The organism is Prevotella melaninogenica, assembly GCF_003609775.1.
Taxonomy (GTDB): Bacteria; Bacteroidota; Bacteroidia; order Bacteroidales; family Bacteroidaceae; genus Prevotella; species Prevotella melaninogenica_A.
This window is the reverse complement of the sequence record NZ_AP018050.1, coordinates 1,083,497-1,096,843: the sequence shown is the minus strand read 5'-3', so window position 1 is coordinate 1,096,843 and position 13,347 is coordinate 1,083,497. Positions and strand designations below refer to the sequence as shown.

9 protein-coding genes and 1 pseudogene are annotated in these 13,347 nt (G+C 41.1%); 8 read left to right on the top strand and 2 right to left on the bottom strand.

What is annotated here, in order from left to right; genetic code table 11:
- Positions 1-357: 357 nt before the first annotated feature.
- The 4 genes from ftcD to hutI all read left to right on the top strand — a co-directional run bounded on the left by ftcD (position 358) and on the right by hutI (position 7,187).
- Positions 358-2,061 carry a glutamate formimidoyltransferase gene (gene ftcD, locus PMEL_RS11085; protein WP_120175313.1) on the top strand — a complete coding sequence of 568 codons (1,704 nt, stop codon included), beginning with the start codon at positions 358-360 and terminating at the stop codon, positions 2,059-2,061.
- 248 nt (positions 2,062-2,309) lie between these two features.
- Positions 2,310-4,319, top strand: coding sequence for a urocanate hydratase (locus tag PMEL_RS11080; protein ID WP_120175312.1), 2,010 nt, complete (start codon positions 2,310-2,312; stop codon positions 4,317-4,319).
- A 33-nt stretch (positions 4,320-4,352) separates the two neighbouring features.
- On the top strand, positions 4,353-5,834 hold the full coding sequence (hutH, locus tag PMEL_RS11075) for a histidine ammonia-lyase (RefSeq protein WP_120175310.1): 1,482 nt from the start codon (positions 4,353-4,355) through the stop codon (positions 5,832-5,834).
- Positions 5,835-5,942: 108 nt separating this feature from the next.
- Positions 5,943-7,187 (top strand): imidazolonepropionase, encoded by a 1,245-nt coding sequence (gene hutI / locus PMEL_RS11070; protein WP_120175309.1) that lies wholly within the window; start codon positions 5,943-5,945, stop codon positions 7,185-7,187.
- Between the two features lie 561 nt (positions 7,188-7,748).
- On the opposite strand, the gene PMEL_RS11065 is transcribed toward hutI, so the two are convergent.
- On the bottom strand, positions 7,749-8,294 hold the full coding sequence (locus PMEL_RS11065; RefSeq protein ID WP_120175307.1) for a 30S ribosomal protein S16: 546 nt from the start codon (positions 8,292-8,294) through the stop codon (positions 7,749-7,751).
- A gap of 191 nt (positions 8,295-8,485) precedes the next feature.
- Complete coding sequence (locus PMEL_RS11060; RefSeq protein WP_120175306.1) at positions 8,486-9,280, bottom strand: DUF5715 family protein; 795 nt, start codon at positions 9,278-9,280, stop codon at positions 8,486-8,488.
- A 108-nt stretch (positions 9,281-9,388) separates the two neighbouring features.
- Between PMEL_RS11060 and PMEL_RS11055 the strand changes: the two genes are divergently transcribed.
- The 4 genes and pseudogenes from PMEL_RS11055 to PMEL_RS11040 all read left to right on the top strand — a co-directional run bounded on the left by PMEL_RS11055 (position 9,389) and on the right by PMEL_RS11040 (position 13,183).
- Complete coding sequence (locus PMEL_RS11055) at positions 9,389-10,336, top strand: PhoH family protein (RefSeq protein ID WP_120175304.1); 948 nt, start codon at positions 9,389-9,391, stop codon at positions 10,334-10,336.
- 21 nt (positions 10,337-10,357) lie between these two features.
- Complete coding sequence (locus tag PMEL_RS11050; protein ID WP_120175303.1) at positions 10,358-11,308, top strand: phosphoribosylaminoimidazolesuccinocarboxamide synthase; 951 nt, start codon at positions 10,358-10,360, stop codon at positions 11,306-11,308.
- 146 nt (positions 11,309-11,454) lie between these two features.
- Complete coding sequence (gene ubiE / locus PMEL_RS11045) at positions 11,455-12,189, top strand: bifunctional demethylmenaquinone methyltransferase/2-methoxy-6-polyprenyl-1,4-benzoquinol methylase UbiE (RefSeq protein WP_120175302.1); 735 nt, start codon at positions 11,455-11,457, stop codon at positions 12,187-12,189.
- Between the two features lie 240 nt (positions 12,190-12,429).
- Positions 12,430-13,183, top strand: a pseudogene (locus PMEL_RS11040) (shikimate dehydrogenase family protein).
- The last annotated feature ends 164 nt before the right edge of the window (positions 13,184-13,347 follow it).

Sequence of the window (13,347 nt, the reverse complement as noted above, 5' to 3'; positions counted from 1 at the left end):
GAGTAATAAAGTTTACTACATACGTTTAGAGTTTTAAGAAATATCACATAGAGCGATTCTAAGCTTTCAGCAAGAAACTTAGAATCGCTCTGTGTACCTTATTATATAATGGCTTTTTATCACTCTATATTTTAGAAAAAACCATTTTTCACCTTCTAATCTCTCCTATTTCTATGCCTAATAACTGTTTTTATAAACCTATTTCTAATACGATTATCTTCCATTACTTTGTCAAATGATGGTATCTAAAGTTTGTTTAAATAGTTTTGCATTAAAAGTTTTGATTTACAAAAACTAATTTGTATTTTTACACTCGAAACCCTAAACAATCATTGTTTAAATCTATATTAATTATATATGGCACGAGAAAAACAAATCATCGAGTGTGTTCCTAATTTTAGTGAAGGACGAAACAAAGATGTAATCAAACAGATTACTGATGAAGTAGAACGCGTTAAAGGTGTTAAATTACTGGATGTTGACCCAGGAGAAGCAACTAATCGCACGGTTGTAACCTTCGTTGGCGAACCATCAGTAGTTGTTGAGGCTGCTTTCCGCTGCGTAAAAAAGGCAGCACAGCTTATTGATATGCGACAGCATCATGGTGCTCACCCTCGTATGGGTGCAACGGATGTTTGCCCACTTATCCCTGTGGCTGGCATCACTTTGGAGGAATGTGCAGCATTGGCACGTCAGCTGGCTGAGCGAATCGCTAACGAGTTACAGGTTCCTTGCTACTGCTATGAAGCTGCTGCCAAGACTCCTGAACGCAAGAATCTTGCTATTTGCCGTAAGGGAGAGTACGAAGGACTTCCACAGCGTATGTCAGAAGCAGCAGAGGCACCTGATTATGGTGCACGTGAATGGGATGAGCAGTTAGCACGAACAGGCTGTACAGCTGTCGGTGCACGCGATTTCTTGATAGCAACAAACTTCAACCTCAACACAACCTCTACACGTCGTGCCAATGCAATAGCATTTGATGTAAGAGAAAAGGGGCGTCCAATGCGTGAAGGTGGTTCGCCTGTCGGTAAGCCAATGAAGAACGAAAAGGGCGAGGTCATCATGCAACCCGGTACGTTGAAAGCTACAAAGGCTATTGGCTGGTTCATTGATGAATATGGAATTGCACAGGTGTCAATGAATATAACTGACATTAACGTTACTCCTCTTCATGTTGCCTTTGATGAGGTTTGTCGCTGTGCACAGACCCGAGGAATACGCGTGACTGGTACTGAAATAGTTGGTCTTATTCCTAAGCGTACGCTCCTTGAGGCTGGAACTTATTTCCTAAAGAAGCAGCAACGTTCAACAGGTATTCCAGAAGAAGACATCATCAAGATTGCCATTATGTCAATGGGGTTAGATGATTTGAAGCCTTTTAATCCACGTGAGAAAGTTATTGAATACTTACTGGAAGATGCTAATAAGACACCAAAACTCATTGACTTGACTGTCAAAGAGTTTGCCAATGAGACTTCACGTGAATCTCCAGCACCTGGAGGTGGTACTATCTCTGCTTATATGGGTGCATTAGGTGCAGCCTTAGGTACGATGGTAGCCAACCTCTCCAGCCATAAAGCAGGTTGGGATGCACGTTGGGAAGAGTTTAGCAATTGGGCAGAAAAAGGTCAGGCAATACAAGCAGAACTAATGGTACTCGTTGATGAAGACACAGAAGCTTTCAATCGTATCATGTCTGCCTTCGGTCTTCCTAAGGGTACTGACGAGGAAAAGGCAGCACGCTCTCAGGCAATACAAGAAGCAACACTTTTCGCAACAGAAGTTCCATTGCATACAATGAAGGCTTCATACAAAGTATTTGAACTTTGCCGTGCAATGGCAGAAGAAGGTAATCCTAACAGTGTTTCAGATGCTGGTGTTGGTGTATTGGCAGCTCGTGCTGCTGTACTCGGCGCAGGGCTGAATGTGAAGATTAATGCTTCTGGCTTGAAAGACAAAGAAAAAGCAGAACATTTAGTTGCCGAGGCAAACAAGTTGATTGCTCAAGCTAATGAAGCTGAGGCAGAGATAATGAAGATAGTTGAGGCTAAACTATAATGTTTTTCTTTATATTATAAGAGTTATATTCCTTATAAACAAGGAAATAAATAACACTGTAGCTATCCCACAACGAAGTTAATTATATGTCAATAAATTGGGCAAGCATACCTTGCTTGCCCGATTAAACTATCTCTAAGATAATAGATATATAATGATAGCTAAACAGTTATATGCTTTAACAATTTCACTTTACGCTTGAAAGCAAATCAAATAACTACAACCCCAAATAAATCTACTAAGTAACTATGACAAAAGAAGAATTTATAAAAGACATTCGCACAGGTATAGCCGACACGCTACCTGAGCCACAAGCATACGACCCTTCTATCAATCACGCACCAAAACGTAAGGACATTCTCACACAAGAAGAGAAGAAACTTGCGCTACGTAATGCCTTACGTTACTTCCCTAAGAAGTTCCATGCAACGTTAGCACCAGAGTTTGCTGAGGAATTACGCCAATATGGTCGTATCTATATGTACCGTTTCCGCCCTACTTATGAGATGTATGCGCGTCCTATCGACGAATATCCTCATAACTCTAAACAGGCGGCAGCCATCATGATGATGATTCAGAACAACCTTGACAAGGCTGTTGCACAACATCCTCATGAGCTGATTACATACGGTGGTAATGGTGCCGTCTTCCAGAACTGGGCACAATATCGACTGGTAATGAAGTATTTGAGTGAGATGACCGATGAACAAACATTGGTGATGTATTCTGGTCATCCGCTCGGGCTCTTCCCTTCTCATAAGAATGCTCCACGTGTAGTGGTAACGAATGGTATGGTTATACCTAACTATTCTAAGCCTGATGATTGGGAACGAGATAATGCCTTGGGTGTAAGTCAGTATGGACAGATGACCGCTGGTTCCTATATGTATATCGGTCCACAGGGTATCGTTCATGGCACAACTATCACCGTTCTAAATGCAGCCCGTAAACGATTGAAGGCTGGAGAGACAAGTATCAAAGGTATGCTCTTCGTTACTTCTGGCTTAGGCGGTATGTCTGGTGCTCAACCTAAGGCTGGTAACATAGCTGGGGTAGTAAGTATTACAGCAGAAATTAACCCATTAGCAGCACAGAAGCGTTATGATCAAGGTTGGGTTGACGAACTACATACTTCGCTCGATGAACTAATTCCTGCAGCATTGAAGGCTGTTGAAGAGAAGCGCACAGTTTCTATGGCTTACGTGGGCAATGTTGTTGACCTTTGGGAACGTTTGGCAGCAGAGAACATACACGTTGACCTCGGAAGTGATCAGACTTCTCTACACAACCCATGGGCAGGAGGCTATTATCCTGTTGGCGTTTCATTGGAAGAGTCTAAGCGTATGATGGCTGAAGAGCCACAACTCTTCAAGGAAAAGGTTCAGGAGTCTTTACGCCGTCAGGTTGCTGCTATTAACAAGCTGACAGATAAGGGTATGTACTTCTTTGATTATGGTAATGCTTTCCTCTTAGAGTCAAGCCGTGCAGGAGCAGACATCATGAAGACAGATGGTAAGTTCCGTTATCCATCTTATGTACAAGATATTATGGGACCAATGTTCTTCGATTATGGCTTTGGACCATTCCGTTGGGTTTGTTCTTCTGGTGATCCAAAGGATTTGGAAACATCCGACCGTATTGCAACAGAGGTATTAGAGGAAATACGCAAGACTGCTACGCCAGATATTATCGGCCAACTTGATGACAATATCCATTGGATTAAAGAGGCAGGAAAGAATCATTTGGTTGTTGGTTCACAGGCTCGCATCCTTTATGCTGACTCAGAAGGCCGAACGAAGATTGCCTTAGCTTTCAATGAAGCTATACGTAAGGGAGAAATTTCTCGTCCTATCGTCCTTGGTCGTGACCACCATGATGTATCGGGAACAGACTCTCCTTTCCGTGAGACATCTAACATATATGATGGTTCACAGTTCTGTGCTGATATGGCTGTACAGAATGTTATTGGTGACTCTTTCCGTGGAGCAACATGGGTATCCATCCACAATGGTGGCGGTGTTGGCTGGGGAGAAGTCATCAATGGTGGCTTCGGTATGGTGATTGATGGTAGCGAGGACTCAGATCGTCATATCCGTCAGATGCTCCTTTGGGATGTGAACAATGGTATTGCACGCCGTAGTTGGGCACGCAACACTGGTTCTATTGACGCCATCCGAAGAGAGATGGAGCGCACACCAGGACTATGTGTTACCCTTCCTAACTTCGTTGATGATGACGTTATCAACACTGCTTTTTAATCAATTAAATCTATTATACTAATCCGTAAAACTATGAACAAAATTCATCAGATTAGTGCCGAGCATCTGTCTATTGAGCAGATTGGCGAGATAATCAAGAACGGCACAAAACTTGAACTTTCTGAAGATGCACGTCAACGCATTATCCGTTGTAGAGAGTATCTCGATAATAAGATTAAAGAATCAGAAACACCTATCTATGGTGTTACAACTGGTTTCGGTTCTCTCTGTAAGATATCTATTGACAAGGATAGCTTATCACAGTTGCAGAAAAACCTCGTAATGTCTCACGCTTGTGGTGTGGGTGATCGTGTTCCTAATGATATTGTAAAGATAATGTTGCTACTCAAGATTCAGTCACTCAGCTACGGTTACTCTGCTTGCCAGTTGAAAACCGTTGAACGACTGATAGACTTCTTCAACAACGACATCTATCCTATTGTATACACACAAGGCTCTTTGGGCGCATCGGGCGATCTCGTCCCTTTGGCTCACCTTTGTTTGCCACTTATTGGCATGGGTGAAGTTGAATACAAAGGAAAAATCTATTCCGGTGCAGACATCTTGAAGAAGATGAAATGGGACACTATCGAACTCGTTTCTAAGGAAGGTCTTGCTCTACTCAATGGAACTCAAAACATGAATGCCTTTGCTGTATGGGCACTCCTGCAAAGTGAACGATTGAGCGAGTGGGCTGATGTCATTGGTACAATGTCTCTTGAAGCTTACGATGGACGTATTGAACCATTCACACATGCTGTTCACGCTGTTCGTCATCACAAGGGACAGATTGACACTGCAGCACGAATAAGAGAATTGCTGGAAGGTAGTGAGCTTATCAAACAGCCTAAGGTCAACGTACAAGACCCATATTCATTCCGCTGTATGCCACAGGTACATGGTGCATCAAAGGATACCATTGCCTATGTAAAGTCTGTTGTAGACATTGAAGTGAATGCAGCTACGGATAATCCGACCGTTTGTCCTGATGAAGACCTCGTTATCTCGGCAGGCAACTTCCACGGAGAACCTATCGCACAGCCAATGGACTTCCTTGCTATTGCACTATGCGAATTGAGTAACATCTCTGAGCGTCGTATCTATAAGCTCGTGTCTGGTACTCGTAACCTACCAAGTTTCCTCGTGGCTAAGCCTGGTGTAAACAGTGGTTTTATGATTCCACAGTACACAGCAGCATCTATCGTTAGTCAGAGTAAGACTTATTGTACTCCAGCATCTGTCGACAGTATTCCATCTTCACAAGGACAAGAAGACCATGTTAGTATGGGAGCCAATGCAGCAACGAAGCTCTATCAAGTAGTATTAAACACAGAGCGTGTACTTGCTATCGAACTCTTCAATGCTGCACAAGCACTTGAATTCCGTCGTCCGCTGAAGTCTTCGCCTACGATTGAAGCTATCCACAAGGCTTATCGTGAGAACGTTCCTTTCATCGACACAGACGAGTTTATGGCACCTCACATTGCCAAGTCAGTTGAATTCTTACGTAAATAAGTAAGTCATAAAGGGGTTGTATCAAGATTGGTAACAATTCTGGTGCAACCTCTTTCTATTTAATATCTATTATTTTCATACTTTCATCGATTAGGGAAAAGACTTGAAATGAAAAGACTAATAATAAAAAACATCGGTTTACTTGCTGGTATAGGCCACGATGGCAAGCTATGTCTCAAAGGTAAAGAGATGGCAATACTAAACACACTGCCAGATGCTTACCTTATAATAGAAGATGGACGCTTTGCTGATTATGGTAAGATGAGTGATTGTCCACCAACTTCTGGAAACGAGGAGATTGTTGATGCAGAAGGAGGAACTATTCTTCCTTCATGGTGTGACTCTCATACACACATTGTCTTTGCCGGTAGCCGAGAGCAAGAGTTTGTTGACAAGATTCGTGGACTCAGCTATGCGGAAATTGCAAAGCGTGGGGGTGGCATCCTCAACTCTGCAGATCGTCTTCATGAAATGAGTGAAGACGAACTCTATCAGCAAGCTATGAAGCGTGTTGATGAGATTATTAGGAAAGGAACTGGCTGTGTGGAGATAAAGAGCGGTTATGGACTGAATACGGAAGACGAATTGAAAATGCTTCGTGTTATCCGTCGTGTCAAAGAGACAACACGCCTGAAAGTCGTAGCAACATTCCTCGGTGCCCATGCTGTTCCACGTGAATATAAAGGCAGACAAGATGCATACGTTGATTTGATTATCAACGAAATGATACCAGCTGTGGGTACAGAGAAATTGGCTGAGTTCATTGATGTCTTCTGTGATACAGGATTCTTCACACCAGAAGAGACTGCGCGCATTCTTAAAGCTGGTGCAGAATATGGTATGCGACCAAAGATTCATGCTGACGAATTGGAATCATCTGGTGGTGTTGAGGTTGGTGTAGAGCATAACGCACTATCAGTTGACCACTTAGAGAGTATGACTGAAGAAGAGATAGAGATTCTAAAAAACAGCGAAACCATGCCGACTGCACTTCCAGGAACCTCCTTCTTCCTCAACTTACCTTTTGCCTTAGGACGAAAGATGATAGACAAAGGACTGCCACTTACGCTTGCAAGTGACTACAACCCAGGTTCTACCCCATCAGGAGATATGAAGTTTATCGTTTCGCTTGGTTGTATCAAGATGCGCTTAATGCCAGCCGAAGCTATCAATGCAGCAACCTTGAATGGAGCATGTGCAATGGGATTAAGTAAAGAGTATGGTTCCATCACACGTGGAAAAGTTGCCAACTTCTTCATTACAGATAAAATTCCATCTATTGAATTTATCCCATACGCTTATACAACACCTATTGTAAAACGCGCCTTCTTACAAGGAGAAGAGTATGTATAGGTAGATTGAAAGGGCTCTTCCATTAAATGCGTAGCACTGTTTGTATAGTTTTAATGGAAGAACCAAAGGTATTCATTAAACAAAAAGATAGCTAAGACTGTCTATTTATTCATCCTCTAACACAGAGAACCTTTTCATTTTAACACATTGAAAGTTGGCAGATAAGATGCTGAAATATCATTACATAAATTCTTGTAAAAACTAAAAATAAAATGGGAAAACATGTGTAAAAAGCAAGCTTACAACCTACATTAAATCAATTAGTTATGAAATCATACAAGAAAAGGTCCTTAATTGGACTTCAAAAGGGCGTTAATAAGACCTCTAAAAGACATCTTTTGCAAGCCTATTGAGCGTTATATGCAAGCTATTTTGGGGTAATTACAAAATCGATATGTGAAAAATTCAAACATTATTGCCTTTATTAAGATAGTAAGGCTATAATGACTTACTTATATGGGAAAGCTTACCATAATGTAACACATTTTGAATCTATCACAAACAAAAAGTCCATAAACTCTTAAAGAGTCTATGGACTTATGCTTTAATTGTGAGCGAGGGTTATGCCTCTGCTGGAGTCTCCTCTGCAGGAGCCTCAGAAGTTGTATCCTCAGCAGCCTGAGCTACCTCAGCCTGTGCTGCAACGGTAGCAGCCTTCTTGTCTGCAACCTTCTTAGCAATAGCCTCTTTAACCTTCTTCTCAGCCTCAAGGTTCTGAGCAGCAGCAGCCTTCTTCGCATCGGTTACCTTCTTCTCTACAGCCTCTGTAGCTGCATCCTTAGCCTGCTTCCAAGCGTCAAACTTCTGCTGACATGCAGCCTCATCGAATGCGCCCTTCTTAACACCACCACGGAGGTGCTTCATCAAGTAAACGCCCTCACCCTTAAGGATGTTACGAGCAGTGTCTGTTGGCTGAGCACCAGTCTCAACCCAGTAAAGAGCACGATCAAAATTCAAATCTACTGTGGCTGGATTGGTATTAGGGTTATAAGTACCAATCTTCTCAGTAAACTTACCATCACGTGGTGCACGAGCGTCAGCGATTACGATGCTGTAGAAAGCATAGTTCTTACGACCACCGCGCTGCAATCTGATTTTTGTTGCCATAATTCTTTAATAAATATTTTAAAGGTTTGAATTTAATGCTGCCATCTCGTGACAGCGACTGCAAAATTACTTCTTTTTTTTCTAATAGCCAAATAATCTGATGATTATATTAAAGCTACAACGATTATTTCTTAATATCAATACGGCTTATCTACAATTCGTTTCAAAGCATGATAGCCGTCAAAGCTAAATCATCTTACTGTAATATGAAAACAGCCTTGACGTTTTTCATGCTTAATGAGGCATCGTCCTTGCGAACGTAAGTCGTTCAGTACCTCACTTAACACCCATTTAAGTGTATCGTTTGACACAGAGCGAGTAACCGAAGCATACTTGTTATAAGCTATATCAAAGGTTGTACCATAGAGGTGACAGCTATTTTCTGTTGCATTATGATTGTACCGACGAAGTTTTTCAACATCTTCCTTTGTTCTCAATACGCTTGATACTAAGATTTTATTAATAGGCACTCCCTTTGTCTGCAAGCTATCCATAAAGTTACGAGCAATATCCTGAAGCAAGATAGCAGCACGTGGAACAAGGTATGGTATGCTACTATTCAGCTTCTTCATATTATAATATGGGCTACTACCAACATATACCAACTCATTCTTACGTTTCTCAGCATCAGTACGATCAACAACAGCCTTTACACCATAGCGCAAGGCAGCCTCAAGCTGTTGTGGCTGTGAGTCCGGAAAGCTCTCCTCATAATCTCTTACACCAATGATTCTATTTTTTTTCTGTGAACCATCTGATTTAAAGAAATGAGACATCTTAATATTACTTGGAGTTGATTGAGCTTTAATCTTAGCAGAATCAACTTTTTCCATGGCACGAATACTATTACCATCAACATTAGATAATACTTTCATCCTATCATGTGCAATAGACGGAAATAGTAACCTTATGATGGCTAAAAGAAAAGTTATAGCAATGAAGCCCAATAAAAATCGATTCTTTGTTATCTTCTTTTTTTGTTTCATTGATACAAAGGTAATAAGTTTTTGCTGATTGCGAATTATGAATTAAGAATAATTTGTAAGTATCATTATTTTATAGTAACTTTGCGAACAAATATAAAGTAGAAGAAATTGATAGAAAAGCATATAGTTCTTGAAGATATAGACCCAGTGGTCTTCTATGGGGTTGGCAATGTCCACCTTCAGATGATAAAGTCGCTCTTCCCTAAGCTGAGGATTGTTGCAAGAGACAACGTTATCCGCATCTTAGGTGATGAAGAGGAGATGGTAAAGATTGAAGAAGACATTGAAACCATGCGTAAGCATGTGGAGCGGTATAACACCATTACAGAAGAGGACATCCTTGATATCGTGAAAGGTCGTAAGACCAAAGCTGATGCGGTAAAGGACGTCCTTGTTTATTCTGTATCAGGCAGACCAATCAAAGGTCGTTCGGAGCATCAGCAGCAACTGATTGATGCCTTCGAGAAAAATGATATGATATTTGCAGTTGGACCAGCTGGAACAGGTAAGACTTACCTAAGTATTGCCTTGGCAGTAAAGGCTCTCAAAGAGAAGGCCGCAAAGAAGATTATCCTTTCACGTCCAGCTGTAGAAGCGGGAGAGAAACTTGGTTTCCTTCCGGGTGACATGAAGGATAAGATTGACCCCTATCTGCAACCTCTTTATGATGCTTTAGAGGACATGATTCCTGCTGTCAAGCTACAAGACATGATGGATAAGCATATCATTCAGATTGCTCCATTGGCATTCATGCGAGGACGAACTCTGAGTGATGCAGTAGTAATCCTCGATGAAGCACAGAATACGACACCAGCACAAATCCGTATGTTCTTAACGCGTATGGGCTGGAACACAAAGATGGTAATTACGGGTGACCTTACACAGATAGACCTCCCACATGCTGAAAAGAGTGGATTAAAAGAAGCTCTTTCTATTCTAAGCGGCGTGGATGATATATCGGTCATCCATCTTGACAAAAAAGACATTGTAAGACACAAATTGGTTACGCGTATCGTGAACGCATACGAAGCACACGATAAGGCTAACAAGAGATAGGACTCTATAAACATAAAAACAATGAAAGCATTAACAAAGACTGAATTCCATTTCGATGGACAGAAGAGTGTGTATCACGGCAAAGTACGTGATGTGTATGACATCAATGACGATCTTATCGTCATGGTAGCTACCGACCGAATCTCAGCATTCGACGTCGTACTGCCAAAGGGAATACCGTTCAAAGGACAAGTTTTGAACCAGATTGCAGCCAAGTTCCTTGACCTGACAACAGATATCTGTCCTAACTGGAAGTTAGCTACTCCTGATCCAATGGTTACTGTTGGTCTAAAGTGTGAAGGCTTTCGTGTTGAAATGATTATTCGTTCAATCCTTACTGGTTCTGCATGGCGTGCTTATAAAGACGGATGTCGTGAGATTTGTGGTGTGAAGCTTCCTGATGGTATGCGTGAGAACGAGCGTTTCCCAGAGCCAATCGTTACTCCAACTACCAAGGCTGACGAGGGTCACGATATGAATATCTCTAAGGAAGAGATTATCGAGCAGGGTATTGTTTCTGCAGAAGACTATGCAATCATCGAAGACTGGACTCGCAAACTCTTTGCACGTGGTCAGGAGATTGCTGCAAAGCAGGGCTTAATTCTCGTTGATACAAAATATGAATTCGGTAAGCGTGATGGGCAGTGCTACCTCATTGATGAGATTCACACACCAGACTCAAGCCGCTACTTCTATGCAGAAGGTTACGAGGAGAAACTTGAGAAGGGTGAGCCACAGAAGCAACTTTCGAAAGAGTTTGTTCGTCAGTGGCTTATTGAGCACAACTTTATGAATGAGCCAGGACAGACAATGCCTGAGATTACAGAAGAATATGCAGAAAGCGTTAGCGACCGCTATATCGAACTTTACGAGCATATCACAGGCGAGAAGTTTGATAAGGCTGTTGAAGACGGTGATATTGCTGCACGCATTGAGAAGAATGTAAAGCAGTATCTGGCTTCAAGAAAATAAAATGATAAATACAAATTCATAATTCTAAGTTCTTAATTTTGATTAGAACTATTCAGTGATTAATCTTTAATATGCCCCTATAGCATATCAAAGAATAGTAATCATAATTATGAATTTAGAATTATGAATTATGAATTAAAAGAATTATGTACGAGCAGGAAAAGATTAAACCTTATGATGGTGATGGCGAGAAAGGCAAACTCATAGCAGAGATGTTTGACAATATCGCACCAACTTACGACACACTAAATCATCGTCTTTCTGGAAACATTGATAAAGGATGGCGTAAGAAGGCTATCCATCAGTTGCTGCCCTTCCGTCCAAAGCTGATGCTTGACATTGCTACAGGAACTGGCGACTTTGCCATTCTTGCAGCTAATGAACTGAAGCCAGAACATCTTATCGGTGCAGATATTTCTGAAGGAATGATGGCTATCGGTCGTGAGAAGGTGAAGGCTGCAGGACTGAGTGATGTCATTTCCTTCCAGAAAGAAGATTGTCTCAACCTTTCTTTTCCTGACAATACGTTTGATGCTGTGACAGCAGCATTCGGTATTCGTAACTTCCAGAACCTCGACAAAGGACTTACCGAGATTTGTCGAGTACTGAAAAAAGGCGGACATCTAAGCATTGTAGAGCTGACAACACCTGTCAAATTCCCTATGAAGCAACTTTTCCGCATCTATTCTAACACATTCCTACTCAATTACGCTAAATTTATCTCAAAGGATAAAAGTGCATACGAATACCTTAACAAGACCATTGAGGCGTTCCCACAAGGCGAAAAGATGATGGAGATATTCCAAAAGGCTGGCTTTGCGAAAAGCTCTTTCCGCCGATTGACTTTCGGTATCTGTACGATGTATTTCGCTGAAAAATAAGACTCTTCTGAGATATAGACTTATACAGTCCTACTAAAATAAGGAGAGATTATTAGATATATTATCAATATAGTTTTGATTTCATTTTCCTGTCACATTTAACATTTCACTTTAAACTACTGTAAAATAGATTGTTAAGCAACTGATTAGAATGACAGAAGTGACAGGAAATTCGTTTATTGCGGAATATCATTCGAAACATCGGATGAACAAAAATAATTTATAGAACAAGGTAAAGATATGGACAAGTATGGACTAATTGGCTACCCATTAGGGCATTCATTCTCTATTGGCTATTTCAATGAGAAATTCGAAAATGAACAGATCAATGCTCAATACATCAACTTTGAAATTCCATCAATAGAGGATTTCAAAGAGGTTATTGACTCCAATCCCCAACTGCGTGGATTGAATGTGACCATTCCTTATAAGGAGCAAGTAATTCCTTACCTTGATAGTCTTAGTCCAGAAGCTAAAGCTATTGGTGCTGTAAATGTTATTCGTGTCACCCATAAGGGTAATAAAACCATACTTAAAGGCTTCAATAGTGATGTGATTGGCTTCACACGTAGTATTGAACCTTTACTTGAACGTCACCATAAAAAAGCTCTCATTCTCGGTACGGGTGGCGCATCAAAGGCTGTCAACTATGGTTTAAAGTCGCTCGGACTGGAAACCAAGTTTGTATCACGTACCAAACGAGCTGACTTCTTAACCTATGAAGAGATAACTCCCGAGATTATCCGTGAGTATAATGTTATCATCAACTGTACCCCAACTCGGTATGTACCCAAACACTGAGGTATGTCCCCCACTCCCATACGAAGCTATGGATAGTCATACTTTACTTTATGACTTGCTTTATAACCCTGATGAAACCTTATTTATGGCAAAGGGTCGCGAGCATGGAGCTATTGTAAAGAATGGTCTTGAAATGCTTCTGCTGCAGGCTTTCGCAAGTTGGGAGTTCTGGGAAGGAGAAGAACAAAGATAAAAGCCTTTTAAAAGGTGAAGGAATATAAGGAAGAAGGATTAACTGTATCTTTCTTCCTTATATTTTATAGGGATATCACACGACCAACTCCCTCTTCATTTGACAAAGGATAAGCACAGCTCTTTTTGTCATAATTTTTCACGACTTGTTTTTAAACACATGCT

Coding starts and splice junctions, on each gene's coding strand:
- ftcD (WP_120175313.1), top strand. CDS start 358: ATGGCACGAGAAAAACAAATCATCGAGTGTGTTCCTAATTTTAGTGAA.
- PMEL_RS11080 (WP_120175312.1), top strand. CDS start 2,310: ATGACAAAAGAAGAATTTATAAAAGACATTCGCACAGGTATAGCCGAC.
- hutH (WP_120175310.1), top strand. CDS start 4,353: ATGAACAAAATTCATCAGATTAGTGCCGAGCATCTGTCTATTGAGCAG.
- hutI (WP_120175309.1), top strand. CDS start 5,943: ATGAAAAGACTAATAATAAAAAACATCGGTTTACTTGCTGGTATAGGC.
- PMEL_RS11065 (WP_120175307.1), bottom strand. CDS start 8,294: ATGGCAACAAAAATCAGATTGCAGCGCGGTGGTCGTAAGAACTATGCT.
- PMEL_RS11060 (WP_120175306.1), bottom strand. CDS start 9,280: ATGAAACAAAAAAAGAAGATAACAAAGAATCGATTTTTATTGGGCTTC.
- PMEL_RS11050 (WP_120175303.1), top strand. CDS start 10,358: ATGAAAGCATTAACAAAGACTGAATTCCATTTCGATGGACAGAAGAGT.
- ubiE (WP_120175302.1), top strand. CDS start 11,455: ATGTACGAGCAGGAAAAGATTAAACCTTATGATGGTGATGGCGAGAAA.